This is a genomic window from Chryseobacterium pennipullorum, assembly GCF_003384725.1.
In the GTDB taxonomy this organism is placed as follows: domain Bacteria; phylum Bacteroidota; class Bacteroidia; order Flavobacteriales; family Weeksellaceae; genus Chryseobacterium; species Chryseobacterium pennipullorum.
The window spans coordinates 46,666-72,178 of sequence record NZ_QNVV01000011.1 but is presented as its reverse complement, the minus strand read 5'-3'; the positions used below and the strand labels follow the sequence as shown (position 1 = coordinate 72,178).

Here is a 25,513-nt window from a genome sequence, read left to right as displayed (position 1 = left end):
ATTGCGGTTCTTGGCCTGCTGTGATAATTTTTATACATTTGTTTTGCTTTAGGGGTATTCTGAGAAGAATTGAGAGAGTCCCTTTGAACCTGATATGGCTTACACCAGCGTAGGGAAAAGCAAAGCTACATTAACCTCTGATGTACTTTTGTTTCGGATTTTTTCCTAAAGCTATTTTTATGTAATGATAACAATGGAAAAAATTCTCTGGCAACACATTCAGCTTGTACGACAGCAGTCTCCCCTGGTTCATAATGTGACAAATTATGTCGTGATGAACAATACAGCCAATGCGCTTTTGGCTGCAGGAGCCTCCCCCATTATGGCCCACGCAAAATCAGAAATCAAGGAAATGGTCAATATTGCTCATTCCGTGGTTATTAATATAGGCACCCTTGACGAGTATTGGTCCGAATCGATGATCATGGCTGCTGAAATAGCAGATTCCGTCAACAAACCCTGGGTTCTGGATCCTGTAGGTGCAGGTGCTACCACTTTCCGGGATCAGGTTTTACATCAGCTTTTACAATACCGCCCTACGGTGATCAGGGGCAATGCTTCTGAGATTATTGCCCTGGCAAAAGCAAACGACACCGTCACCAAAGGTGTAGACAGCACGGCCGGAAGCAGTGATGCGATGGATGCTGCTCAGATTTTGGTTCAACAATACAACACCATCGTGTGCATTTCAGGGGAAACAGACATTATTCTGAGCCCCGGGAAGTGTTTCCATTTAAAAAACGGTCATCCTCTCATGACTAAAGTTACAGGACTCGGATGCTCGGCTTCAGCTCTTACCGGAGCATTCATAGGATGCTCGGAAGATAAAGTACAGGGTGTTGCGGCAGCAATGGCACTGCTGGGAATAGCGGGAGAGCTGGCGTTCCTGGAAAGTAAAGGCCCCGGCAGCCTCCAGGTCAGCCTGATTGATAAGCTGTACAACATTACCGAAGAAGAATTTACGCAACATCTGAAGATTGAACAAAAATGAGTTTACATTCTTTTCCCTACCAGTTGTATCTGGTGATTTCAGAAGCCGACTGTATGGGGAAAAACTTTCTCAAAGTTGCTGAACAGGCCATTCTCGGTGGTGTGGATATTATTCAGCTTCGGGAAAAAAGTGACTCCACAGAAAAGTTTCTGCAAAAGGCACTAAAGCTTACAGAAATTACTGCTAAATACGGTATCCCACTTATCATAAACGACAATATGAAAGTGGCTGAAAAGGTAAATTCAGCAGGCATTCATGTGGGGAACAGTGATACTGCTCCTACTGATCTTAGAAAGCAGCCCGCGATCAGGGATAAAATCATTGGCTATTCTGTGGAGCACCTGATGCAGCTTGAAAATGAACAAACTGCCGTATCCGATTATCTGGGAATAAGCCCGGTCTTTAGAACTCAAACCAAAACCGACACCGTTACAGAATGGGGGTTTGAAGGGATCACAAAAATCAGGCAGCTGACAGATAAGCCATTGGTCGCGATAGGCAGTATTCATCTGGAAAATGCAAGAGCAGTACTCAATGCCGGAGCCGACTGTCTTGCCGTCGTGTCCGCGATATGCAGCGCAGATGATCCCCAGCGGGCGGCTTATGAATTAAAAAACGAAATTTTAAAATGAAAAAGTACAAATATCCGTCGGTATTAACGATTGCCGGTTTTGATGGAAGCGGAGGTGCAGGTATTCAGGCCGACATCAAAACGGCTTCTGCTTTAGGCTGCTTTTCCACTTCGGTGCTAACGGCTTTGCCAGTACAGAATACACAGGGAGTAAGAAAAATATATCCGATTCCTGTTGAGGCGGTAGCAGACCAAATCAGAGCAATTCTGGATGATATTATTCCGGATGCCATCAAGATTGGAATGGTGCATACCCCTCAGCTGGTTGAAACCATTGTTTCTACCCTGGCAGAATATAAAAAAATACCGATCGTATTTGACCCTGTGATGGTGGCTACCAGTGGACATAGATTGATTGAAGAGGAGACGATCACGGCTATTACTGAAAAGCTCTTTCCTATTGCTGATGTCATTACCCCTAATATGGATGAGGCGGCAATTTTAGCAAATATAAAAGTAGAAACCCTGGATGATCTGTATGCTGCCGGGAAAAAAATAAAAGAACTCGGCTGCAAAACGATTCTTCTGAAAGGAGGCCATCAGACAACCTCAACGATTACATCTTTATTCTATGATGTAGATAACAGTTTCCATTCTTTTGAAACTTTAAAATTCGATACGGATAATACCCATGGCTCCGGCTGCACGCTATCTTCTGCCATCGCAGCCTATATTGCACAGGGAAAATCTTTGTATGACGCTGTTTCGATGGGCCAGCAGTATGTCTTTCAGGCTATAGAAAACGGAACAGACGTCCAAACAGGACTTGGAAACGGTCCGCTAAACCACTTTTTTAACCCTCAAAAACTGATCAAAAATGAAATGGTCTGAACACATCTGGCAATCGATAGGAGGATGCTACGAGTCTATCCTGGACATGCCCTTTATACAAGAATTATCTGACGGCAGCTTACCCCAGGAGAAGTTCCGGTTTTACATGGCCCAGGATTCTTTATATCTGGAACATTTCGGAAGAACATTATCCCTCATCGCTGCAAAGATTCCTGATCTTCAGGATGTCCTTGCTTTTATGCGTTTTGCAGAAAATGCAATTGTTGTAGAAAATGCATTGCACGAATCTTATTTCAAGGATTTTGGCGTAGGTAACAAAGGTATTTTACAGCCTGCCTGCCATCATTACATTCACTTTCTGAGAAGTACGGCGGCTCTTGAAGCTGTGGAAATAGCGGTAGCTGCTGTACTGCCTTGTTTCTGGATTTACAGAGAAGTCGGCAATCACATTTACCGTATACAAAACACCGTCAATAATCCTTACGAAAAATGGATTGCTACCTATGCCGGAGAGGAATTTTCCGCTGCTGTAGACCAGGCGATTGCCATTTGTGACAGAATAGCTGAGAACAGCACTGAAGAAACCCGGAAAAAAATGTCGGAAGCTTTTATCACCGCCTCCAGAATGGAATATCATTTCTGGGAAGCAGCCTATGAACTGAAGATGTGGAACTCATCTTCAATACTTTTCTCTAACCACCAATAAACTTTATAAAAAAACGGAACCCAATGGGATCCGTTTTTTATTGGTGATTATATGGATTAAAAATTAAAATTCAGCCTGGTAAAAACATATCTGCCATTCTGCCCGAATTGTGACGTTGACCGTGAATAGATAAACTGATCATTATTGGTAGATGCAGGAAGGTTCCTTGTTGGATAAATATCGAATAAATTATTTACCCCTAAAGTCAGTCCTACATTTTTGGTAAACTGATAAGCCAGGGAAAGATCGGTAATGATCTTGTCAGTAATCTGCTGGTGCTCATTGAAATCAATAACCCCATCACCGTTTACATCAATAATGTCAGCTCCCGTTACCTTTCCAAAGTAGGTATTTCGCAGATAAAAGCTGGCGTTCTTCCATGTCAGCGTGTGCGAAAGGCTGGCTTTTACCCGGGGTACTGCTTCTTCCATATAAACTCTGGATTTCTCAGAAAAATAAACCTTTTCCAGCTCCGGAGACTGTAAAAGCCCTGAGGAATGAACATCCCCCACCTGTTTGGTCTGGTTGAGGTTGATTGCAAAATTGTTATCCAGTTTTAGATCTGAAAATCTTGCCTGATGGGAAATTACAACGTCCAGCCCTTTGGTTTCCGTATCAATGGCATTGGTAAAAAACTGTGCCCCATTAATTCCCAGGGCATCATAAGCTTCCTGTGCTTTTTGAGGTACACTGGCTCTCAGAAACTGGTCCGTAAGGATAATCCTGTTGTCGATTCTTGTGAAATATCCGTCTGCTGTAAAGGTCAGATTCACAGATGGTATTCTATAAGTAAATCCTACACTGGCCGATTTTGATGTTTCCTGCTTTAGTTTTGGCATATCCAGCAGCCCCGCCAGTTGAGAATCATTACTGAAAGTTCCCACTTCAAGAAGTTGATTATTGGTAAATAACGTAGAGGTTACATTATAATAAATCTGGTGGATAGACGGAGCCCTGAATCCTGTAGATCCGGCAAATCTTACATTAAAATCCGGAGCTACCTTGATCCTCGAAGCCAGCTTATAATTGAATGTAGATCCGAAATCCGAATAATTTTCATATCTGGCCGCAGCATCTACCAATAGCCAGTTGGTAAAATTGAATTCAATATCTGCATAAGCCGCTACCGACTGTCTGTTTTTGTCCACAGCATTATCGGGTTTAAAACCGTTGAACACCTGTGACCCTCCTGGAAGAGAGGCACCGAAGAAATCCGTAGGTCTTAAAGAGCTCCCGTTCCAGATATTTCCGGAAGCATCATACGTAGAATAGGAAGCTTCTTCCCCGGCGGTGATTTTAAAATTTTCATACCGGTGTTCAGCACCAAAGGCTACGTTAATTCCTTCCCAGACATCATATTTTTTAGAAAAATCAAGATTGATTGTATTCTGAGAGAACCTCAGGCCACCGGCTTCAAATTCGTTCGGTGACGCAAAGCGAAGGGAAGTATTCCCCGTATTTCTTATATTATAGGTAAAAGAGTTTTGTCCAAAGGTATTGCTAAAATCTATATGCCAGCCATCCCATTTTCCTTTGATTCCGGCAGCCAATGATAGATCCTGAATATCCGTTCCAATCTGAGGTAGGTAGCCGTTAGGATAAGATCCTGTAAAGGTGCGGCTTTCCCGGGGCCTTCTGTAAAATCCTCCGGAAACACCATGTCTCAGGCTGTATCCCCCAAAAGTATATACTTTCCAGTCGTCACTGATCGGTACCTCAGCATTCACGAAAAGCTGGTGGTTATTCAGTTTGGATTGCCCTACCTGCATGTTGAAGTCCTTTCTGCTAAGTCCTCTGTATGCCAGCTCCTGATCCGTAACATCGAAATTCAGCAAAGATTGAAGCCCTTTCTGAATAACATTTCCCGCCCCGTCTTTGATATCCTGTATCGTAGAAGCTCCCTGAATGTCTGCAAGCTGGGCGCCGCTAAAATAATTGACACCCTGGGCATACTGATGGATGTAATTGACAATCTGCTGAGAATTGGGAGTAGTGTTGATATTGGTAAACAAAGAGGAAAGATTTACCCCATCATTTAAAGCACGCTGCTCAATTGCATTATACGCATTGTAAATGGCTCCTTTTTCTGTTCCTGCCCTATACGTAGGATTTCTGAACTGTGAAGACCAGGTGATATTAAAAAAACCTCCTTTCGTTCCGATCTTATTACCGTAATTCAGATCCAGCTGGATGTTCTGGCCGTCAAAATTTCCGGTATGGTCATTTGCGGTCGGCGTCAGATTTCCGCCGTAGCTGATCTGGCCAGCCAGTTTTCCGGTATCCTTTTTAAGCTCAAGATTGATAACTCCGGCAATGGCATCTGATCCATATTGCGCTGCTGCACCATCCCTTAGCACTTCGATCCTGTTGAGGGCAAAAGAAGGAATAGCGTTCAGGTCCGTTCCTACAGTACCCCTTCCCGGTGTTCCATTAACATTCACAAGAGCTGATGTATGTCTTCTTTTGCCATTCACCAGAACCAATACCTGATCAGGCCCCAACCCTCTAAGCTGCGCAGGATCCAGATGGTCGGTTCCATCTGAATTGGTCTGAATGGTGGAGGTAAAAGACGGAGCAACGGCATTCAGGATTTGTCCGATATTGGTTTGTGGAAGAATGACAGAAGATTCTTTTACATTGAAGACATCTACAGGTACGGGGCTGTCTATCTTGGATCTCGCTCCTGCACGGGAGCCCAATATGACCACTTCTTCTACACTGTTTGTCTTTATACTGTCTTTATTAGTTCTGATACTGTCTTTTTCCTGACCGTACGTGTACACGCCCAGGAAAAATAAAGCAGCGGCTGAAACAATAGTTTTTTTATTTCTCATATAGTTTACTTAAAATGGATTGAACATTTATGTTTTTTGCAGCAGCAAAGGTAAAATATATTTATTAGTCTACAAAATAGATAGACTTTGTTTTTCTGAAAAATATCTATAGTTTGTTTCTATCCCTTACTAAAAATACGCATTTTAAAAGAATCCTGTGAAATTTTAACAAAAAAGCGGATTCAAAAAAATTGAATCCGCTCTGTTTTATTTTATTATTCAGTATTAGATCTTGGTAAGCTTTGCGTATTTTAAGATCAGGTTTTTCTCGCCTTCATGGATGAAAACAACTTTTGCCTTGATATTCTGCGGATCTGTCCCATCCAGGAATGTTACCTCTCCGATTCCAAAACGGTCATGCCTTACTTTATCTCCTACTTCGATATCCTGAGAAGATGCGCCGCTCGGATTGATAATTTTGGCTGTACTCACTGGTTTTAGCTTTCTCACTTCCTGGGCCGGCTTGGCATTATCCCCTCTGTCAATGGATTTCTTTTCCACTTTCTTGAAGGACTTCATCTCAGATGGATGTTCATCAAAAATATTGGATCTTACTCCTGAGTTATTGATAAACCTCTTTTCCAGAGCAGGGTTAAGGAATTCAATATACTCGTCATCAATCTCGCTTAGGAATCTGGACGGTTCTGCATCTGTAATTTTTCCCCACTGAAAACGGGAAACAGCATAGGAGAAAAATGCTTGTTTTTCTGCTCTTGTAAGGGCTACATAAAACAGTCTTCTTTCTTCTTCCAGGTCTTCCCTTGTTGCTGAACTCATAAAGCTTGGAAAAAGATTTTCTTCAAGCCCCACCAGATGGACTACAGGGAATTCCAATCCTTTTGACAGGTGAATCGTCATCAGAGAAACCATATCCTCTTCAAGGTTTTTATCCTGGGTATCAGCGGAAAGGGCAATATTTTCGAGGAAATTGGACAGGCTCGGATCCCCATCCTCCAGCTGCATCTGTTCTTCAATGAATCCCTGCATGGAGTTCATCAGCTCCTGAACGTTTTCTACCCTGGAAATTCCTTCCGGAGTCTGGTCATCTTTTAAAAACTTGATCAGGCCGCTTCTTTTTGCCACTTCCATGGCTACGCTATAGGCTGTTTCTGTTTTCAGCAATACCTTGAAGGCTTTGATCATCGACCAGAAGTCGTTCAGCTTATTCAAAACCCCATTATTCAATCCCAGCTGGGGGGCGTACATCGGAAGATTATCCAGAACTTTAGACACTGCAATATTTTGCGCATCAGCAAAAACGATCAGTTTGTTCTGGGTAGTATCTCCAATTCCTCTTGCCGGATAATTGATAATTCTCATCAATGCTTCAGAATCATTTTCGTTGATCAGAAGACGCAGGTAACCGATAAGATCCTTCACCTCTTTTCTCTGATAAAAGGAAAGACCACCATAGACCTTGTACGGAATATTTTTACGCCTTAAAGCATCTTCAAATGCTCTGGTCTGCGAGTTGGTTCTGTATAAAATAGCAAAATCACTGTACTTTCTCTGATCACGGTTACGAAGTTCCCAGATATTTCCGGCAACAAAGTTGGCCTCATCGGCATCTGAAAGTGAACGGTAGATTTTGATCTTATCGCCTTCTTCATTATCACTGAAGACATTTTTCTTAAACTGCTGAAGGTTTTTAGCAATAACAACGTTGGCTGCATTTACGATATTCTGTGTAGAACGGTAATTCTGTTCCAGGGATACCGTCTGGGCATCCGGATAATCTTTTTTAAAGTTTAAGATATTATAAATATTGGCCCCACGGAAAGAATAAATTGACTGTGCATCATCTCCCACCACACATATATTTTCAAATTTTGAAGCCAGTGCTTTTACGATAAGATACTGAGAGTGGTTGGTATCCTGGTACTCATCCACCATAATATATCTGAATCTATCCTGATATTTTGCCAATACTTCCGGAAAACGGGTCAACAGCTCGTTGGTTTTCAACAACAGGTCATCAAAATCCATAGAACCGTTTCTGAAACAGGCATCTACGTATCTCTGGTAAATCTGACCGATAAACTTCATATTGGCTTTTTCATCAGCTTCCATCAGTTCCGGGTTGTTGAAATAGGCTTTTACCGTAATCAGGTTATTTTTGTAAGTCGATATCCTTGCCTGAACTTTTTTTGGCTTGTAAAGATCGGCATCAATATTCATATCCTTCAATACTTTTTTGATCACATTCAATGCATCCTGCTGATCGTAAATCGTAAAATTTGAAGGGTAGCCCAGGTAATGAGCTTCAATTCTTAAAATTCTTGCAAAAACAGAGTGGAAGGTTCCCATCCAGAGGCTTCTTGCATTGCTGTCTCCCACCACTTTTGCGATACGGTCTTTCATTTCCCGCGCCGCTTTATTGGTAAAGGTAAGCGCCAGGATATTGAAAGGGTCTACTCCATTGTTGATCAAATGGGCAATCCGCATGGTAAGCACCCGCGTTTTTCCGGAACCTGCTCCTGCAAGCACCATCAAAGGTCCTTGTAATGAGGTAACGGCTTCATATTGTGATTCGTTGAGTCCTTTCAAATAGTCCATACAGCAAAAAAATTTTTGGGAACACAAAATTAATGTATTCAGAGGAGAATTCAAACTTTCGTGGCAGAAGTTAGACATTACAGCAGTTTTAGGATGATGGAGAATGGTTTGAGACAGCCAGATTTTTATACTAAATCATTTGTATATGCTAGTGAATGTCGCTGCTCAAATACCAGAATCTATTAAAAACATTTGATATTGAAGGCTAAAGACTTAACTTTAATCACTTTTGTGTAACATTTAATTCACTTTTTGTACTTATTGATTAACAATTTCCAAGTTTATGAAAAAACGATTTCTTTCTGCTGCTGCCGTAGCTTTTTTTGGGCTTATGCTGAATGCACAGCAAATCAAATATGAAGAATATGACCTTCCGAACGGTCTTCATATCATCCTCCATCAGGACAACTCGGCTCCGGTAGTTACTACAGGAGTCATGTATCACGTTGGAGCCAAGGATGAGGTAAAAGGCAGAACAGGCTTTGCTCATTTCTTTGAGCACCTGCTATTTGAAGGAACTCCCAATATAAAAAGAGGGGAATGGATGAAAATTGTTTCTTCCAACGGAGGGCAGAACAATGCCAATACCACCAACGACAGAACATATTATTATGAAACATTCCCTTCTAACAACGAACAGCTCGGGCTTTGGATGGAAGCTGAAAGGATGCGCCATGCCGAGATCAATCAGGTTGGGGTAGATACACAGAGAGAGGTTGTAAAAGAAGAAAAAAGACTGAGAATGGATAACCAGCCTTATGGAAATCTTTTCCCAACCATTCAGAAAAATCTTTTTACCAACCACCCGTACAACTGGCCGACGATCGGCTCTATGGAAGATCTTAATGCTGCAAAGCTTGAAGAATTCCAGGCATTTTACAAGAAATACTATGTTCCCAATAATGCCACCCTTGTGGTAGCGGGAGATATCAAACCTGAACAGACAAAAAAATGGATTCAGGAGTATTATGGCGGGATTCCAAAAGGAACTACCTATCCAAAAGACTTTCCAAAAGACACCCCGATTACCCAGGAAAAAGAAGTAACGGCAACAGACCCAAACATTCAGCTTCCTGCCTATGTTTTTGCATACAGAACTCCTGCCAACAAAGAAAAGGATGCGTATGTTCTGGATATGCTTTCTTCTTATCTAAGTAATGGTAAGTCTTCTGTTTTATATAAAAAACTGGTTGACCAGGAGAAAAAGGCACTTCAGGTTGCGGCCTTCAATCAGGGGCTTGAAGACTATAGTATTTTTGCTTTTTTTGCAATTCCTATGGGACAGACCAGCAAGCAGACCCTTCAGACTGATATTGATGCGGAAATCAGGAAGCTTCAGACCACTTTAATTTCAGATGAAGATTACCAAAAGCTTCAGAACCAGTTTGAAAATCAGTTTGTCAATCAGAATTCAAGCATTCAGGGGATTGCGGCTTCCCTGGCTACCAACCATGTACTGATGGGAAATACCAATCTTATCAATAAGGAAATCGATATTTACCGATCGATTACAAAACAAGACCTGCAGAATGCAGCTAAAAAATATCTGAATTCCAACCAGAGAATCATCATCAATTACGTTCCTGAGAAAAAATAAGTAGATCCCATGAAAAAGCAATTCACCTATATAGCAGCAGCATTTTTATTTGCAGGAATGCTCTCTGCCCAAAAACTAGACCTTAATGCAATGCCAAAACCGGGACCTACTCCCGCCATCAATATTGCACAACCAAAAACTTTCCAGCTGAGCAATGGGCTTACCGTAATGGTAGTGGAAAACAACAAGCTTCCAAGGGTCAACACCACACTTACCATGGACAGGCCTCCCTATAATGAAGGCAGTATCTCAGGAGTAAGCAGCCTTATGGCAGGTCAGCTTGATAATGGAACTACAAAGATGAGCAAAGATGAGTTCAATAAAAAAGTAGACTTCTTAGGAGCTAATATCAATTTTTCGTCCAGCGGAGCTACTTCCAATTCACTTTCAAAGTACTTTCCGGAAGTATTGGGATTAATGGCTGACGCGATCGTGAACCCTAAATTTTCAGCGTCAGAAATCCAGAATGCTAAGGAAAGAATCATTGAGGGCCTGAAGGCGGACGAGAAAAATGCAGCTTCCATTGCCAGAAGAGTTTCCAACGCATTGATGTATGGAAAAAACACTTCAAGAGGGGAATTTGAAACGGTTGAATCGATCAGCAAAATCCAGCTCGCAGATGTCCAGAATGTATACAACAAATATTACGCTCCGGATAATGCGTATCTGGTGATTGTCGGAGATGTACAATATGAGCAGGTAAAACCTTTGATTGAGAAAGCTTTCGGAAGCTGGAAAAAATCAAATACCAAATTTGCAGCCTTAGAACCGGCATCCAATGTTGCGAAAACAGAGATCAATGTGGTAGATGTACCTTCTGCGGTACAATCTGTATTAACTGCCGGCAATCTGAACAATCTCAGAATGAAAGATCCGAATTACTTCGCAGCAACGATTGCCAACTACATTTTAGGCGGTGGCGGAGAGGCAAGACTTTTCATGAACCTTAGAGAGAAAAACGGATTCACGTATGGTGCGTATTCAGGAATCAGTACCAATAAATACACTCCTCAATTTTCTGCGGAGACAAGTGTCAGAAATGAAGTAACTGATAAAGCGGTGAAAGAGCTCATGAATGAGCTGAATGCCATTTCTACGGTAAAGCCAGAAGAGCTGGAAAATGCAAAAGCCAAACTGAAGGGAAGTTTCATTATGTCTTTAGAAAAGCCTGAAACGATAGCAAGATTTGCTTTGAATCAGAAAATACAGGATCTTCCTGCTGACTTCTACACCAATTATCTGAAATCGATTGATAAAGTTAATGCAACAGATGTTTCCAATGCCGTAAAGACAACTATTTTACCTAACCAAACCAGAATTTTTATTGCCGGTAAAGCATCTGATATTTCTGAAGGGTTAGAAAAATCAGGATATCCGGTAAAATACTTTGATAGGGAAGCAAACCCTGTGGCAAAGCCTACAGTACAAAAAATGGATGCCAGCGTAAGCATTGGTTCTATCGCAGATAAATACATTAGTGCTATCGGAGGTCTGGCAGCCGTTCAAAAAGTGACTTCTATTACAACTGATGCCACAACAAAGGTGCAGGGAATGGACATGAGCATGAAGATGATTATGGCCAAAGGCGGAAAAATGTCACTGGATATGAAAATGATGGGCAACACCGTTCAAAAGATCGTTTTCGATGGTAAAGACGGCTACATGGAAGCTCAGGGAAAAAAGATGCCATTGAACGATAAACAAAAAACGTCCATGACTGAGCCGGAACTTTTCCCGGAACTCGCGTTCGCTAAATCTACAGAATTAAAGCTGGCAGGAATCGAAAAATACAATAATGAAGATTCTTATGTCGTGAAGGGACCAAAACAAACCTACTATTACAGTGTAAAAACAGGCCTGAAAACGGGTGAAATAAAAGCTGGTGAAGGAGGTTCCATCCCAACAAGTTATGCAGATTACAAAGAGGTATCGGGAGTAAAGCTTCCGTTCACCATCATCCAAAATATGGGCGGAATGGACATCAGCCTCGCAGTACAGTCTTATCAGCTTAACCAGGCTAAGGATTCTGACTTTAAATAGAAACAACTAATTTTGTAAAAGCTATCTCATTTCGGGGTAGCTTTTTTATTTTGCCTTGAAGAAAGCTGTATTAACCAACCAAAACAAGATGGTTTGCTCTTAAATCCGGTTTTAAAGGTAAAATCATTGTTTGATTTCCAATTTTTTGCAGTTGATTCATATTTCCCAACATCTTTTTTTGTCGTTCAGTAAAAAAAGATTAAATTTGCCCATTCAAAAAGATATCAGAATTAATGGATACTATATTTACACTATTGATGGTTCTTGTTATGATTGCCAGTGTTTTATTGGTGATTATCGTTATGGCTCAAAACCCTAAGGGAGGAGGCCTTTCCAGTACTTTCGGCGGTGCATCTTCTGCACAGTTTGGAGTACAAAGAACCAATGATTTCATGGAAAAAGCAACATGGACTCTAGGCGGAACTATCATCGTTCTTATCCTTTTAAGCGTTGTGATCACAGGTAAACCTTCACAGGCTGCTCCTACGCAACAACAACCAGCGAAGAAAGAAGCCCCTGCAAAACAGCAGACAGCTCCTGCTTCTAAAACAACAGCACCGGTACAGACACCGGCTCCTACTAAATAAGAAGAGTATTCTTGTATATACAACAAAAGCAACCCAATCGGGTTGCTTTTTTATTTGTCATTCTTCATAGCATTAACTCAAGCTTTTGCCTGGACCCCACAACTTTTGTACCTGATCCCTTTTAATTATTTCAGTTTGATCTTTTCAATATGATAGCGAAGTTTTAACCCGGCTTTCAAAAATGAATACTGAACCGGCTTATCTTCCTTGTAATATTTATCAATAAAGATCTGCATGGCCCCGTAGAATCTTTGCAGATATACTTCGTCTTTTACAGTACTTTCTCCTTTGTGATGAAGAATGGAAGCTTTACCATAATAATAATTCCTATATCCGTTTCTCAACAATGTAAAGCACAGATCAATATCTTCGCCGTACATAAAATAAGCATCATCAAGTCCACCTGCTTCTGTGTACACTTCTTTTTTCACCAATAAAAAAGCACCCGTCACCACATCTACCTCAGCGATGGCGTTTTCTTCGATATCACTCCTGTAATAGGATTTTGAATTGTTCTTTTTAAAACTGGTAAACAGCTTTTCAAAAGAATTGAACATATCGGGAACGGAACGTTTGCTCTCAGGGAGAAAATTTCCCTGTGCATCATGCATCCTTACTCCCATACATCCGAAATCAGGCTGTGAGTCCGCAAAATTAAGAAGGTCGTCCATATAGAAGCCCTCCAGTTCAGTATCAGGATTTAAAAGAAGTACATATTCCCCTGCTGCTGTTTCTATAGCCTGGTTATTTGCCTTTGAGAAGCCACCATTGGTCTCAGAGGCAATAAAATGTACATGAGGAAATTCAGGGATAAGATCTCCCCACGAGCTGTCTGTAGAAGCATTATCTATAACGATCACCTCATACTCAATGTTCTTGATATATCTCTGAACGGATAAGAGACAGTTTCGGAGCAGCTGGGTAACATTATAGTTAACAATAATAATGGACAGCCTCATATCAATCCTTTTCGTTATATGGTAATCTGTTGATGATGGATCTCCCCAAAGAAATTTCATCTGCATACTCCAATTCGTCCCCTACTGAAATTCCTCTTGCTATACTTGAAAAACTGATATCGAATTTTTTAAATTTTTTGTATATATAGTAAGCGGTGGTGTCTCCTTCCATCGTTGCACTCAAGGCAAAAATAAATTCTTTCACTTTGCCTTCGTTCAGCTTTCTTTCGATACTTGGTATATTCAGCTGGCCTGGTCCCACTCCTTCCATCGGAGATATTTTTCCGCCTAGAATAAGGTATTTCCCAGTATATTTTCCGGTATTTTCAATAGCAATCACATCCCTCACATCTTCAACGATGCAGATCAGGTCGCCATTTCTTTTTTCATTGCTGCAGATCTCACAGATATCAAAATCTGAGAAATTATGGCATTCTTTACAGTATTTTATTTCATTAACGAGATTGATCAGGGAGTTTCCAAGACTCACTGCTCTTGAATTGGGTTGTTTCAATAAATGTAATGCTAATCTCAGGGCTGTCTTCCGGCCGATCCCCGGTAATCCTGAAATCTCATCTACTGCCTTGGCCAATACTTTGCTAGGGTAATCCATAAGTACAAAAATAAGGATTAAAGTTGAGAGTTTGAGCGTGGCTAACGGAGAGTTTGAAGGTTGACCAAATCTTTTCAAATGATCAATTTTACTTCCTGTTTTCATCTGATCCAAAGGCTTCTTTCAGCCTCATCACTTTTGAAGTCACAAATCCGGTCTCCTAAACAGATCTTTACTTTCGAAATCGGCTTTTTCACTAATGTCCCCTAATGATATTTTAAACTTCAGGTGATGTAAAATATTCATTATAACTTTAAAAAAACCTTTATATTTGCGGCTTAAATTAAATATGAAAAAAATAAACTAACATGGTACTTAACAATCTTAATTATCCACTGGATTTCAAATTCAAAATCACTACATTAGCAAGTGACTTCAACATCACAGACAAAAACGGAAATTATGTAGCATATGTCCGTCAGAAAATGTTTAAGCTGAAAGAGGATGTAATCGTTTTCAATGATGAGAGCAAAACCAAAGAGCTGTTCAGAATAAGAGCCAACAAATGGATTGATTTCAACGCTTCTTATTCTCTGAATGATCTTGTTGATAACAAAAACTTCGGAAGACTGGCAAGAAAAGGAATGCGATCGATCTGGAAAGCAAGCTATGATATTCTGGATGCCAACGATCAGCCAAAGTTTAAAATTCAGGAAGACAGTGCCTGGGTAAGATTCTGGGATAGTTTTGTAGGTGAGCTTCCTATTATCGGAATGTTTACAGGATATTTCCTTAATCCTTCTTATACGGTAAGCGGTATTGATGGAAAGGCTTATTTTAAAATGAAAAAGATGCCTTCATTCTTTGGAAGAAGATTCCAGGTGGACCGACTGATTGACATTGATGATGAAGAAGAAAGCTTAGTTGTTCTTTCCTTATTAATGATGACCCTTCTGGAAAGAGCAAGAGGTTAACAAAAAAATAAAACCACATATTAATGAAATACCTAATCATTTTATTTTCTGCGTTTCTGCTGACAGCCTGTAAAAAGGACAAAGAAACAGTTCCCGGCTCTGCCGCCGCCGATTCTTCCCAAGCAGTTAAAGATTCTGCAGCCACCAACATTTCTTCAGGAAAAATCCTGGTGGAAACCATTCCGTTTCCAAAAGAAATTAAAGAATGTTCATGCTATTTTGCCAAAAACAAAAAAGATTTCGAAGCGGAAAAATACATCTATGCTGATGACGCCGGAAAAACGGCATATATGATGCTTGATGGAAAAAGACTGGCTATGAATCTGATCTCTTCAAGTGATATGGAGGTGGATGAGGAGCTGACCAAAGAAATTGAAAATGATGATTACAAAATCTCTGTAAAAGGTAAAAAAATAAAATCTGAAGAAGCTTTACTGTTTTCAGGTACACTCACCATTGAGAAACCTGATGGCAGTGTTTTTACTACTCCCATCTATGGAGAATGTGGATGTTAACATTTAAACTTTAAAAAAGTCAAGAAACGGGACCAGCCGAAAATAAATATCATTTTATGACTGGCTTTCCGGCCTTAAGACTGCTTATAAAAAATGCTTCTGTATTTCACAGAAGCATTTTTAATTTCGTAAATTTGAGAAAAATAAATTTCAATGGAATTATCTAATATAGAACCGCAGATTATCTGGAAAAACTTTTCCAAATTAAATGCAGTTCCAAGACCATCAAAAAAAGAAGAAAAAGTAATTGCTTTTATCAAAGGATTTGGCGAAGACCTGGGGTTGGAGACCAAAGTGGATGAAGTAGGAAACGTCATTATTAAAAAACCAGCCAGCGCAGGAATGGAAAATCGTAAATCGATCGTCCTTCAGTCGCACCTGGATATGGTTTGCCAGAAAAATAACGATGTCCACTTTGACTTTGAGACGGAGGGAATCAAAATGGAAATTGATGGCGACTGGGTAAGGGCTAAAGGGACTACTTTAGGAGCTGACAACGGCTTGGGGGTAGCAACTATTATGTCTATTCTTGAAAGTTCAGATATCCCACACCCGGCACTGGAAGCTCTTTTCACAATTGATGAAGAGACCGGAATGACAGGTGCTTTAGGGTTGAAGCCGGGACAATTGACCGGACAAATCTTGTTAAATCTTGATACGGAAGAAGACGATGAGATCGATATCGGCTGTGCCGGTGGTGTTGATGTTACCATCACTCAAAGCTATCCTACAGAAGCTTCCAAAGGACAGGTGGTAAGAATCGAGGTAAAAGGTTTGCAGGGAGGCCATTCCGGAATGGATATTCATAAAGGTTTCGGAAATGCCAATATGATTCTGGGAAGACTTCTTTACAAAGGATTAGAAAATCAAAATATTCAACTGCTTTCTATTGATGGAGGTGGTCTAAGAAATGCTATTCCGAGAGAAGGAGTTGCTATCGTTTCCGTAAGAAATGCCCAGGATTTTATAGAGGTGGCTACTGGACTTAAAAAAGAAATTCTGGAAGAATTTGCTTCTGTAGAACCGGGAATCCATATTAATATTGAAAATTCCACTTCCGCAGAAAAAGCGCTTTCCGAGGCAGACTCCCGAAAGGTGATCCTTACCTTGAAGTCTCTTCATAACGGCGTATACAGAATGAGTCCGGATGTTGCTGATCTTGTAGAAGCTTCCAACAATGTAGCAAGAGTTGAATTGAAAGAGGGTGAGCTTAAAATCCTCAACCTTACGAGATCCTCTGTAGATTCTTCAAAATATTCTACAGCAGAACAATTAAAATCTGTAGCTGAGCTCGCAGGAATGAACGTTGAATTCAGCGGTTCTTATCCGGGATGGAAACCAAAGCCAGGTTCAGAGATCGTCCAGATTATGGAAAAGATCTACACGGAAAAGTTCGGTGAGAAGCCTCATGTGGTAGCTTGCCACGCAGGTCTTGAATGTGGAATTATCGGAGCCAACTATCCGGAAATGGAAATGGTAAGTTTTGGACCGACGATCAGAGGAGCACACTCTCCTGACGAAAGAGCCAATATTCCTTCGGCTCAGAAGTTCTGGAGCTTCCTGAAAGATATTTTAGCCAATATCCCTCAAAAATAAAATATTAAATAACTATATCATATCCAAAGTCTTACGATTTTGGATATTTTTTTAATTTTTTAAAATATGACAAAAAAAATATTTTTCATATTTTGCTTAATAGGTTTTATTAAAAACTATTCACAGCAAAAATTAAAAGGAGAATGGATTTTGGATCGTATAGTGAAATCGGATGGAAAAAATTTAGAAATAAATGATCCGAGGTATTCAATGTTTCTTTTTTACAAAATAAACGCCAACGAAGTATCAATCCATAATACCAAATTCAAAGCTAAATTTAATAAAGATCTTATTAATCTCGAAGATAGAACATTTAAATATTGGTTTGAAGAAGATTACCTACTATTACAAGAAGGAGACGATATATCTTTATTGCTAAAACCCGAAGATTTTATAAAAAAGCATCCAGAATTTAAACCTAAAATTGAGATTAGAAATAATGACAGTCTACTAATTGCCAATAAAATCATTCATCCTATTTTTAACAATGAAAAAACTTTCGCCTCTTTTCTTAGTCAATTTATGGAAAAAGAAAATTTAATGGATATCAATGATTTATATTTTAAGGGCGAATATATTTTAACCAAAGATAATAAAATTAAAAATGTTAAAATACTTGACAAACTCACTCCCAACTATGAAACACAATTTATACAAGCTTTAAAACAAGCAGAAAAATATTTTAAAAATCCTTATGGTATTGATATGCTTGTCACGCACGAAACACATTTATCAAAACTTTATAATAATTTGTCGTACAAATCAGATAAAAAGTTATTTGATATCATTAGTGAAGGCTCAAAATATTTTAACGAAAATAAATTTGAAAAAGCAATCGAAAAGTTTAGTAAACTTGACGAGTTACAAATCAAGGATAATCGCTTTATAATGAGATTCCATGAAGGATATACTAAATTAGGAATATCATATCTTGCTGTTGGGGAAAAAGATAAGGCTTGTATTAATTTCAAAAAAGTAGGAAATATAATGGATTTTCAGGTTAGAAATTTTTTAATTGATTTTTGCAAATAATATGAAAAGCATAACCGTATTCTGTGGCTCAAGTTTCGGCACAGACAAGATTTATGAAGATCAGGCCTATCTGCTTGGTCAGACTTTAGCCAAACAAAACATACAATTGATTTATGGCGGTTCTCAAACTGGATTGATGGGAACCATAGCCAACGGCGCGTTGAGTGAAAACGGAAAAGTAACCGGAGTGCTTCCGCATTTTTTACTATCCAAAGAAATTGCGCACAAACACCTTACTGAACTTATACTGGTAGAGACCATGCACGAAAGAAAAACCAAAATGAGCGATCTTTGTGATGGAGTGATCGTTCTTCCCGGAGGTTACGGAACCTTAGAAGAGTTCTTCGAAATGATTACCTGGGCACAGCTTGGCCTTCACAAAAAACCCATTGGTATCTTAAATATTGACGGCTTTTATAATGACCTGATTAAGCTGGTTCAGAATATGGTGGATAAAGGATTCTTAAAGCAGGTAAACAGTGATATGCTCCTGGTCAGCAGCAATATCAATGAGTTGCTGGGAAAAATGAGAAATTATCAGGCCCCTACTGTTGGAAAATGGATTTCCAAAGATGAAATTTAACCCATAAGAAGTGGATGTATTTCTACTCTTTATCATTCTGATATAAAAGTTTAGTACATTTATACGCAATTATTTATCATTAATAAAAGAAATAATACCATGAAACATCTATTGTTGGTGGGCGGTCTACAAAACAGCACTGCTTCAGGAAAACCGGCATTATTTTATGTAAACTATGAAAACGGTCATTTTACCAGCGATCTGGATGTCGTCTTCAAAGAGTATGCAGATATTTTTTCTTTTGCCTTGTGGCAGGTGGGACATCCTGCCTTTCAACCGGCACAAAGATAAATGCCTATAAAACAAAACCCGTTCGAGTTACTCGACCGGGTTTTATTTATTAAGATTAAAAAATATTTTCTAAGGATAAGGAGCAATTTCCACTTCAAGTCCCTCCATATCATCTGCCATGTGCAGCTGGCATCCCAGTCTGCTGTTATCCTTTACATGGAAGGCCTCCGCTAGCATAGCGTCTTCTTCATCGCCCATAGGTTCCAAACCGGGATCATGGATCACATAAACCTGGCATGAAGCGCACATTGCCATTCCTCCGCATACCCCAATGGTGCCCTCTTCTGCCAATTCATAAGAACGGATGATTTCCATAAGATTCATGGACATATCCGTAGGCGCTACAACATCATGGGTTACCCCTTCTCGGTCGGTGATTTTAATATTAACGTCTGACATAATTCTGCAAAATTAGTCAATTTTTTTCACAACTGCCTTCTCGGCTTCTTTACGGCTTCCATCGAATCCGTCTACTCCACTTACCGTTGTATATTTTAGTACGAATTTTTTACCAGGATTAAGTCTGTTGTATACACTCTGACACATCAAAGTAGCCTCGTGGAAACCACAAAGAATCAGCTTAAGCTTTCCTGGATACGTATTGATATCTCCGATTGCATAAATACCATCGATGTTCGTTTGATAATCCAAAGCATTGTTTACCACAATTGCATTTTTCTCAATATTCAATCCCCAGTTACCGATCTCACCCAATTTTGGAGTCAATCCGAATAATGGAATGAAATAATCGGTCTCAATATCATAAGCGTCCTGCCCCTCTACCTCTACTGTAATGGCTTCTACTTTTCCGTCCCCTTTAATACCGGTAACTTCAGCAGGCGTTATTAATTTGATTTTCCCCTGGTTTTTCAGGTCCTGAACTTTCTCTACAGAATCCAAAGCTCCTCTGAACTCATTTCTTCTGTGGATCAAAGTAACTTCACTGGCCACATTGGAAAGGAAAACACTCCAGTCCAGTGCAGAATCCCCTCCTCCGGCAATCACTACTTTTTTGTTTCTGAAATGTTCAGGCTCTTTCACGAAATATTCAAGCCCCTTTTCTTCGTAGTCAGCCAGATTATCGAAAGTAGGTTTTCTTGGTTCAAATGTTCCCAATCCACCTGCAATGGCAATAGCTTTACATCTGTGAACGGTCCCTTTGTTGGTGATCACTTCAAACCACTCATCATCTACCTTGGTATAAGAGATGGCTGTTTCTCCCAACGTAAATCCAGGTTGAAACTGCTTGATCTGCTCCATCAAATTATCTACCAATTCTCCAGCATTCACTGAAGGATAACCTGGGATATCGAATATAGGTTTTTTAGGATAAAGTTCTGCCAATTGCCCTCCCGGCTGTGGAAGTGCGTCAATAATGTGACACTTCATTTTTAATAAACCAGCTTCAAAAACTGCAAAAAGTCCTGTAGGTCCCGCACCTATGATCAATATATCAGTGGTTATCATAATTTAGATAATTTAATTATACATGTAAGTGCAAATTTACTAATTTTAATGCGAAGCATATTTAATTGATTCTAAATAAAAACCTGAGATTTGTCAAATATCTATCAATTAAGAATTTAAATTTGGCAATGTTTTTGTAAATGTCTTGTTATGAAGAAAATTTTAAACCTTTTTGCAGTATTGATCTTCTTTGTAGGGTCCGCCCAGATTGATAACATCGCAGACGGTGAATCGATCACACTAAGGATTCACTATGGTATCCTGAATGCAGGAACGGCTAATCTTACTACAAAAAAGACCAACTATATGGGTGCTCCCCATCTGTATGTAAAAGGTACGGGCCAGACTACCGGTGCGGTAAAAGCATTCTTCAAAGTGGAAGATCTGTATGAAAGTTTTATCAATACGGATACAGGGCTGCCAAGTTTCTACGTGAGAAATGTTCGCGAAGGAAGTTACCGTCAGCATCTCGAAACGGTTTTTAATCACGATAACAACACCTTGATTTTAACAGATAAAAAAACACCTGCCAATGGTTCTAAAGTTTTGAAGTCTGTAAAAGGTGTCCAGGATATGCTTTCCTGCTTCTATTATTTGCGAAGCAAAAGTGCGGATGAGTTGAAAACCGGAACGATCATCAATATGAATGTATGGATTGATGATGAAATGTTTCCTTTTCAGCTAAAAGTGGTGGGAACAGAAAATTTAAAAACCAAATTCGGTACAATCAACTGTTTAAAGATTATTCCTTCCGTAAAAAGCGGAAGGGTATTTAAAGAAAAAGAAGGTGTTACCATGTGGGTATCAAATGATGCCAACCATGTGCCTATGCTGCTAAAAGCTGAGCTTGCAGTAGGATCATTGAAAGCAAGTATTGATGATTATAAAAACGTCAAATACCCCTTAAAATTTGTAAAATAAACGATAATTTGTTTTTATAAAGTATACCTGTAATTTTTACAGGTATTTTTTATTTCTGATGTAATATATGCTAAACAGCAGTTGTCTTTATTATAGAAGCAGATAACAGGCTGCAGCATGCAATACTTCCTTATGATACAGGGGTATCCGAAGTATAGGCATAAGAAACAGACACGTGTAAATTTTCAATATAATCAGTTTTTAGTTACCGTTTTGTTTCTTAGGTCAGTAATTAAAAACAAAAACCTCCGGAGCTCCGGAGGTTTGATTTTTTATAGTGTTTTGAATTGTTCGAGTGTTCTGATGTCATTTTCAAAAAACATTCTGATGTCACTCATCTGGTAAAGCAGCATGGTAATTCTTTCAATTCCCATTCCGAATGCATACCCCGAATATTTCTCAGCATCAATATTTACATTTTTCAGTACAGCAGGATCTACCATTCCACAACCCATGATTTCCAGCCATCCTGTTCCTTTTGTGATTCTGTAATCTGTTTCAGAGTTCAGTCCCCAATATACATCAATCTCAGCACTAGGTTCTGTGAATGGGAAAAATGAAGGTCTCATTCTGATTTTGGATTTTCCGAAAAGTTCTGTGGTAAAGAACTGAATCGTTTGCTTCAAATCTGCAAAGCTCACATTTTCGTCAATATATAATCCTTCAATCTGATGGAAGATACAGTGAGAACGTGAAGAAATGGCCTCGTTTCTGAAAACCCTCCCCGGAGATAGAATCCTGATCGGTGGCTGGTTTTCCTCCATATAACGGGTTTGTACAGATGAAGTATGCGTTCTTAACAGGATATCCGGATTCTGCTCAATAAAGAAGGTATCCTGCATATCCCTTGCCGGGTGGTATTCCGGAAGATTCAGTGCGGTAAAGTTATGCCAGTCATCTTCAATTTCCGGTCCGTCTGCTACAGCAAAGCCGATAGATTTGAAAATTTCAATGATTCTGTTTTTCACCAGATTGATCGGATGTCTTGAGCCCAGATCCAAAGGAAAAGCAGGTCTTGTAAGATCTTCTTTCTCCAGGACCACAGAGGATGCGGAAGTATTTTTCAAATCTTCCAGCTTTACGGCAACCGCCTGCTTCAAAGTATTGATCTTTTGTCCGAATTCTTTCTTCTGCTCGTTAGGAACTTCTTTAAATTTTTCAAAAAAATCATTCAGAACTCCCTTTTTACCGTTGTACTTTATTCGGAAGTTTTCGATATCTTCCTTAGAGGTAGCATTGAAGCCGTTTACTTCGATCAGTAGTTCTTCTATCTTTTCTATCATTATTTTACCCTTTCAAAATGTTTTGCAAAAATACGACTTTTAAGTTGAATAATAGGTCCGTCAAAAAAAAATCTGCCTCTTTTTCGGGAGGCAGACTTCAATCACTTATTTCACTTAAATAAAAAAATTATTTCTTTTCCAAAGCTTTAACGTTGATCTGAAGAGTTACCTCATCCTTAATCACTCCGTTTTCAGCAGGAGCCTGGAACTTCACTCCAAACTCTTCCCTTTTGATATCTTTGGGTTCAGTAGCTACACTTACCTCTCCTTCATTTACCGAAACATTAGCTTTAAACTGAACCGGTTTTGTAATTCCTTTAATCGTCAGGTTACCATCCAAAAGTGTATTGTAATCTCCTTCCGTAGCCGGAGTTACTTTTGTAATTTCAAAAGAAGCAGTAGGGAATTTTTCCACTTCAAAGAAATCACCACTTTTAAGGTGTCCGTTTAATTTTCCCATATCTTCAGGACTGTCTTTTAAGTCAACAGAAGTTAATGAGTTCATATCAGCAACAAATTTTCCGCTTTCCAGTTTTCCGTCTTTCACTGTCACATCTCCGCTTTCAAACCTGATGGTTCCGAAATGGCTTGTATTTTCAGATTTAAATACTTTATATCCTTTCCATTCAACTTTACTGTTTAGCGTATCCAAACTATATTGGCTTCCATCTTTGGTGGTGGTTACCTCGTTACTTTCACTCGTAAGCGGTTTATCTTTTTTACAAGAAACCACCACAGCGGCAACGAATAAAGCAGGGATAGCTAACGAAAACAGTTTTTTTCTCATTTTTGATTTATTTTTATTACTCCCGCTAATATAAAAAAAAAAATCATGTTTTCCTAAAAACCTTACATTTGTATTATGCTATTAGAAATAAACAATTTATTTTTCTCCCATACCAAAGATAAACCCCTGTTTCAGAACCTTAACCTACGGTTTGAGGAGAACAGGATCATTGCTTTGGCCGGAGAAAGCGGATGTGGAAAATCTACCCTTCTCAGCCTTATCTACGGTCTTCTGGATTGGCAAAGTGGTGAGATTATTTTTAACGGAACCCGTCTCCTTGGCCCTAAAGGAAACCTGGTTCCCGGGGAATCGGAGATGAAATTTGTTGCCCAGAATTTTGATCTTATGCCGTATGCTACCGTAGCAGAGAATGTTGGAAAATTCATTTCCAATATCAATCTAAAGCAAAAAAAAGAAACCGTTATGGAGCTTCTTGAAGTGGTGGGGCTTCAGGAATTTGCCCATGTACTTCCCAAATACCTCAGTGGAGGTCAGCAGCAGAGGGTCGCAATTGCCAGAGCATTGTCTGTACTTCCCAAGCTTCTTATTTTAGACGAACCCTTCACCAATCTGGATTTCCCAAGAAAAATCGAGCTCAGGGAAAGACTTTTCCGGTATGTCAAACAGCATGGCGTTTCTTTAATTATTTCAACCCATGAACTGCAGGACATTATGCCATGGCTGGATCAGATTGTGATTCTTCAGGATGGAAGGCTGATTCAAAATGACAGTCCGGAGGAAACTTACCGTCATCCTTATAATTCATACGTTGCAAAATTATTCGGAGAAGTTAATCTTTTTACTGAAACAGAAGCTGCAGATTTCCAGCTGCCAAAACAGATCTATTATCCTAAAGAAATAAAGGTGACAGAAACAGGCCTTAAAGCGGAAATCCTTGAAAGCAGATTTGCAGGAAATTATTACTGGAACAAGATTATCGTTAAAGAAAAAGAATTGGTGGTGTACACTGATGAAAAACTGATGGGAACCGTTGCTGTTTCGTTTATTTAGAGGAAGAAGGCGGTAAAGATCGATCGTAAATTGCTAAAAAGCTTACGACTCTATAGCATTCCCACGTTTCAATTCACGTAACATTACGACAATATAACTCATAGATTCACTTATACTTATCCACAATATGTGGATAAAAAAAATACAAACATAAGAACCCGTTATGAAACTTTTTCTTACATTTGTATTTCCACAGTATAAGGAAATTTTTGGTTAATTCTCTTTCTGCCTTCCAGACGGACATTAGCAATCTTGCAATTAAGTCTTTTGAAAGATTACACTGTCCAATTTTTTCCTTTTTTTATGACTTTCTGCGAAATCACTGGTGCAAACCAAGCCGTTCACAGAAACATCAAGCCTTTTGTTTTTACGCTTTCTTTACAAATTCCGATTTTAAAGCCATTGCTCCGAAGCCATCTATTTTACAGTCAATATTATGATCACTACCGGGTCTTAAACGGATGTTTTTTACTTTAGTCCCTGCCTTTACAGGTTTTGGAGCTCCTTTTACAGGAAGGTCTTTGACTACCACCACAGAATCTCCATCCTGAAGCTCATTTCCATTCGCATCCAATATTTTCCCTTCGTTTGCAGCTTCAGAAGCAGCCTCTTCAGGATTCCACTCATAGAAGCATTGAGAACATACCATCATATTATCACTCGGGTACGTAAACTCGGAGCTGCATTTTGGACAAAGTACTGTATCACTCATATTTTTATTTTTTGCAAAGGTAGAGCTTTTTGGAGGTAGAAGTCAAGAGATGAAACAAAGACAATGGAGGATGGATACTACCCCTCTTATAAACT

24 protein-coding genes and 1 riboswitch are annotated in these 25,513 nt (G+C 39.5%); of the genes, 15 read left to right on the top strand and 9 right to left on the bottom strand.

The annotated features are described in order from the left end of the window. The first annotated feature begins 40 nt into the window (after nt 1–40). Nucleotides 41–133: riboswitch (TPP riboswitch) on the top strand. A 60-nt stretch (nt 134–193) separates the two neighbouring features. The 4 genes from thiM to tenA are packed head-to-tail and all read left to right on the top strand — an operon-like array spanning nt 194 to nt 3,120. Next, a complete protein-coding gene (gene thiM / locus DRF67_RS13255) occupies nt 194–991 on the top strand; it encodes a hydroxyethylthiazole kinase (RefSeq protein ID WP_185142112.1) in 798 nt (265 codons plus the stop codon). Next, nucleotides 988–1,623 (top strand): thiamine phosphate synthase, encoded by a 636-nt coding sequence (gene thiE / locus DRF67_RS13250; RefSeq protein WP_115928765.1) that lies wholly within the window; start codon nt 988–990, stop codon nt 1,621–1,623. The genes thiM and thiE overlap by 4 nt, the downstream gene beginning before the upstream one ends. Then, nucleotides 1,620–2,453, top strand: coding sequence for a bifunctional hydroxymethylpyrimidine kinase/phosphomethylpyrimidine kinase (gene thiD / locus DRF67_RS13245; protein ID WP_115928764.1), 834 nt, complete (start codon nt 1,620–1,622; stop codon nt 2,451–2,453). Before thiE ends, thiD begins: the two co-directional genes overlap by 4 nt. Next, a complete protein-coding gene (gene tenA, locus DRF67_RS13240) occupies nt 2,440–3,120 on the top strand; it encodes a thiaminase II (protein ID WP_115928763.1) in 681 nt (226 codons plus the stop codon). The genes thiD and tenA overlap by 14 nt, the downstream gene beginning before the upstream one ends. A 56-nt stretch (nt 3,121–3,176) precedes the next feature. Here the strand turns inward: tenA and DRF67_RS13235 are convergent, their stop codons facing one another. Together DRF67_RS13235 and DRF67_RS13230 are read right to left on the bottom strand one after the other, a co-directional pair. Beyond that, complete coding sequence (locus DRF67_RS13235; protein ID WP_115928762.1) at nt 3,177–5,954, bottom strand: TonB-dependent receptor plug domain-containing protein; 2,778 nt, start codon at nt 5,952–5,954, stop codon at nt 3,177–3,179. A 225-nt stretch (nt 5,955–6,179) separates the two neighbouring features. Further along, on the bottom strand, nt 6,180–8,510 hold the full coding sequence (locus DRF67_RS13230) for an ATP-dependent helicase (RefSeq protein ID WP_115928761.1): 2,331 nt from the start codon (nt 8,508–8,510) through the stop codon (nt 6,180–6,182). Between the two features lie 283 nt (nt 8,511–8,793). Between DRF67_RS13230 and DRF67_RS13225 the strand changes: the two genes are divergently transcribed. From DRF67_RS13225 to secG, 3 genes are all read left to right on the top strand, one after another. After that, on the top strand, nt 8,794–10,107 hold the full coding sequence (locus DRF67_RS13225; protein ID WP_115928760.1) for a M16 family metallopeptidase: 1,314 nt from the start codon (nt 8,794–8,796) through the stop codon (nt 10,105–10,107). 9 nt (nt 10,108–10,116) lie between these two features. Continuing rightward, nucleotides 10,117–12,147 (top strand): M16 family metallopeptidase, encoded by a 2,031-nt coding sequence (locus DRF67_RS13220; protein WP_115928759.1) that lies wholly within the window; start codon nt 10,117–10,119, stop codon nt 12,145–12,147. A 233-nt stretch (nt 12,148–12,380) separates the two neighbouring features. Then, nucleotides 12,381–12,734, top strand: coding sequence for a preprotein translocase subunit SecG (secG, locus tag DRF67_RS13215; RefSeq protein WP_115928758.1), 354 nt, complete (start codon nt 12,381–12,383; stop codon nt 12,732–12,734). A gap of 125 nt (nt 12,735–12,859) precedes the next feature. Here secG and DRF67_RS13210 read toward each other — a convergent pair whose 3' ends face one another. Both DRF67_RS13210 and recR read right to left on the bottom strand, forming a co-directional pair. Continuing rightward, entirely contained in the window at nt 12,860–13,699 is an 840-nt protein-coding gene (locus tag DRF67_RS13210) for a glycosyltransferase family 2 protein (RefSeq protein ID WP_115928835.1), read from the bottom strand. Continuing rightward, nucleotides 13,695–14,306 carry a recombination mediator RecR gene (gene recR, locus DRF67_RS13205; RefSeq protein WP_115928834.1) on the bottom strand — a complete coding sequence of 204 codons (612 nt, stop codon included), beginning with the start codon at nt 14,304–14,306 and terminating at the stop codon, nt 13,695–13,697. Before recR ends, DRF67_RS13210 begins: the two co-directional genes overlap by 5 nt. A 308-nt stretch (nt 14,307–14,614) precedes the next feature. On the opposite strand from recR, the gene DRF67_RS13200 reads away from it, so the two are divergent. The 6 genes from DRF67_RS13200 to DRF67_RS13175 all read left to right on the top strand — a co-directional run bounded on the left by DRF67_RS13200 (nt 14,615) and on the right by DRF67_RS13175 (nt 19,237). Then, entirely contained in the window at nt 14,615–15,220 is a 606-nt protein-coding gene (locus DRF67_RS13200; RefSeq protein ID WP_115928757.1) for an LURP-one-related/scramblase family protein, read from the top strand. A gap of 23 nt (nt 15,221–15,243) precedes the next feature. After that, the gene (locus DRF67_RS13195; protein WP_115928756.1) at nt 15,244–15,735 is read left to right on the top strand and encodes a hypothetical protein; all 492 of its coding nucleotides are present in this window, start codon (nt 15,244–15,246) and stop codon (nt 15,733–15,735) included. Nucleotides 15,736–15,888: 153 nt separating this feature from the next. Beyond that, a complete protein-coding gene (locus tag DRF67_RS13190; RefSeq protein ID WP_115928755.1) occupies nt 15,889–17,331 on the top strand; it encodes an aminoacyl-histidine dipeptidase in 1,443 nt (480 codons plus the stop codon). 66 nt (nt 17,332–17,397) lie between these two features. Continuing rightward, nucleotides 17,398–18,363, top strand: a complete 966-nt coding sequence (locus DRF67_RS13185) for a hypothetical protein (protein ID WP_115928754.1) — start codon at nt 17,398–17,400, stop codon at nt 18,361–18,363. A gap of 1 nt (nt 18,364) precedes the next feature. Continuing rightward, entirely contained in the window at nt 18,365–18,946 is a 582-nt protein-coding gene (locus tag DRF67_RS13180; protein ID WP_115928833.1) for an LOG family protein, read from the top strand. A 99-nt stretch (nt 18,947–19,045) separates the two neighbouring features. Further along, nucleotides 19,046–19,237, top strand: coding sequence for a hypothetical protein (locus DRF67_RS13175; RefSeq protein ID WP_115928753.1), 192 nt, complete (start codon nt 19,046–19,048; stop codon nt 19,235–19,237). A gap of 69 nt (nt 19,238–19,306) precedes the next feature. On the opposite strand, the gene DRF67_RS13170 is transcribed toward DRF67_RS13175, so the two are convergent. Both DRF67_RS13170 and DRF67_RS13165 read right to left on the bottom strand, forming a co-directional pair. Beyond that, nucleotides 19,307–19,636 (bottom strand): 2Fe-2S iron-sulfur cluster-binding family protein, encoded by a 330-nt coding sequence (locus tag DRF67_RS13170; RefSeq protein ID WP_115928752.1) that lies wholly within the window; start codon nt 19,634–19,636, stop codon nt 19,307–19,309. Between the two features lie 12 nt (nt 19,637–19,648). Then, the gene (locus tag DRF67_RS13165) at nt 19,649–20,704 is read right to left on the bottom strand and encodes an NAD(P)/FAD-dependent oxidoreductase (RefSeq protein WP_115928751.1); all 1,056 of its coding nucleotides are present in this window, start codon (nt 20,702–20,704) and stop codon (nt 19,649–19,651) included. A gap of 150 nt (nt 20,705–20,854) precedes the next feature. Between DRF67_RS13165 and DRF67_RS13160 the strand changes: the two genes are divergently transcribed. After that, nucleotides 20,855–21,625, top strand: a complete 771-nt coding sequence (locus DRF67_RS13160; RefSeq protein WP_115928750.1) for a DUF3108 domain-containing protein — start codon at nt 20,855–20,857, stop codon at nt 21,623–21,625. A 272-nt stretch (nt 21,626–21,897) separates the two neighbouring features. On the opposite strand, the gene pheS is transcribed toward DRF67_RS13160, so the two are convergent. Both pheS and DRF67_RS13150 read right to left on the bottom strand, forming a co-directional pair. After that, nucleotides 21,898–22,908, bottom strand: coding sequence for a phenylalanine--tRNA ligase subunit alpha (pheS, locus tag DRF67_RS13155; RefSeq protein WP_115928749.1), 1,011 nt, complete (start codon nt 22,906–22,908; stop codon nt 21,898–21,900). Between the two features lie 127 nt (nt 22,909–23,035). Beyond that, a complete protein-coding gene (locus DRF67_RS13150; RefSeq protein WP_115928748.1) occupies nt 23,036–23,695 on the bottom strand; it encodes a YceI family protein in 660 nt (219 codons plus the stop codon). 75 nt (nt 23,696–23,770) lie between these two features. On the opposite strand from DRF67_RS13150, the gene DRF67_RS13145 reads away from it, so the two are divergent. Then, nucleotides 23,771–24,706, top strand: coding sequence for a sulfate/molybdate ABC transporter ATP-binding protein (locus DRF67_RS13145; protein ID WP_115928747.1), 936 nt, complete (start codon nt 23,771–23,773; stop codon nt 24,704–24,706). A 367-nt stretch (nt 24,707–25,073) separates the two neighbouring features. Here the strand turns inward: DRF67_RS13145 and DRF67_RS13140 are convergent, their stop codons facing one another. Then, on the bottom strand, nt 25,074–25,418 hold the full coding sequence (locus DRF67_RS13140; protein ID WP_115928746.1) for a zinc ribbon domain-containing protein YjdM: 345 nt from the start codon (nt 25,416–25,418) through the stop codon (nt 25,074–25,076). Nucleotides 25,419–25,513 lie beyond the last annotated feature (95 nt).

Bases quoted from the DNA above. Each gene is read 5' to 3' on its own strand.
- thiM (WP_185142112.1), top strand. From the start codon at position 194: ATGGAAAAAATTCTCTGGCAACACATTCAGCTTGTACGACAGCAGTCT.
- thiE (WP_115928765.1), top strand. From the start codon at position 988: ATGAGTTTACATTCTTTTCCCTACCAGTTGTATCTGGTGATTTCAGAA.
- thiD (WP_115928764.1), top strand. From the start codon at position 1,620: ATGAAAAAGTACAAATATCCGTCGGTATTAACGATTGCCGGTTTTGAT.
- tenA (WP_115928763.1), top strand. From the start codon at position 2,440: ATGAAATGGTCTGAACACATCTGGCAATCGATAGGAGGATGCTACGAG.
- DRF67_RS13235 (WP_115928762.1), bottom strand. From the start codon at position 5,954: ATGAGAAATAAAAAAACTATTGTTTCAGCCGCTGCTTTATTTTTCCTG.
- DRF67_RS13230 (WP_115928761.1), bottom strand. From the start codon at position 8,510: ATGGACTATTTGAAAGGACTCAACGAATCACAATATGAAGCCGTTACC.
- DRF67_RS13225 (WP_115928760.1), top strand. From the start codon at position 8,794: ATGAAAAAACGATTTCTTTCTGCTGCTGCCGTAGCTTTTTTTGGGCTT.
- DRF67_RS13220 (WP_115928759.1), top strand. From the start codon at position 10,117: ATGAAAAAGCAATTCACCTATATAGCAGCAGCATTTTTATTTGCAGGA.
- secG (WP_115928758.1), top strand. From the start codon at position 12,381: ATGGATACTATATTTACACTATTGATGGTTCTTGTTATGATTGCCAGT.
- recR (WP_115928834.1), bottom strand. From the start codon at position 14,306: ATGGATTACCCTAGCAAAGTATTGGCCAAGGCAGTAGATGAGATTTCA.
- DRF67_RS13200 (WP_115928757.1), top strand. From the start codon at position 14,615: ATGGTACTTAACAATCTTAATTATCCACTGGATTTCAAATTCAAAATC.
- DRF67_RS13195 (WP_115928756.1), top strand. From the start codon at position 15,244: ATGAAATACCTAATCATTTTATTTTCTGCGTTTCTGCTGACAGCCTGT.
- DRF67_RS13190 (WP_115928755.1), top strand. From the start codon at position 15,889: ATGGAATTATCTAATATAGAACCGCAGATTATCTGGAAAAACTTTTCC.
- DRF67_RS13185 (WP_115928754.1), top strand. From the start codon at position 17,398: ATGACAAAAAAAATATTTTTCATATTTTGCTTAATAGGTTTTATTAAA.
- DRF67_RS13180 (WP_115928833.1), top strand. From the start codon at position 18,365: ATGAAAAGCATAACCGTATTCTGTGGCTCAAGTTTCGGCACAGACAAG.
- DRF67_RS13175 (WP_115928753.1), top strand. From the start codon at position 19,046: ATGAAACATCTATTGTTGGTGGGCGGTCTACAAAACAGCACTGCTTCA.
- DRF67_RS13170 (WP_115928752.1), bottom strand. From the start codon at position 19,636: ATGTCAGACGTTAATATTAAAATCACCGACCGAGAAGGGGTAACCCAT.
- DRF67_RS13165 (WP_115928751.1), bottom strand. From the start codon at position 20,704: ATGATAACCACTGATATATTGATCATAGGTGCGGGACCTACAGGACTT.
- DRF67_RS13160 (WP_115928750.1), top strand. From the start codon at position 20,855: ATGAAGAAAATTTTAAACCTTTTTGCAGTATTGATCTTCTTTGTAGGG.
- pheS (WP_115928749.1), bottom strand. From the start codon at position 22,908: ATGATAGAAAAGATAGAAGAACTACTGATCGAAGTAAACGGCTTCAAT.
- DRF67_RS13150 (WP_115928748.1), bottom strand. From the start codon at position 23,695: ATGAGAAAAAAACTGTTTTCGTTAGCTATCCCTGCTTTATTCGTTGCC.
- DRF67_RS13145 (WP_115928747.1), top strand. From the start codon at position 23,771: ATGCTATTAGAAATAAACAATTTATTTTTCTCCCATACCAAAGATAAA.
- DRF67_RS13140 (WP_115928746.1), bottom strand. From the start codon at position 25,418: ATGAGTGATACAGTACTTTGTCCAAAATGCAGCTCCGAGTTTACGTAC.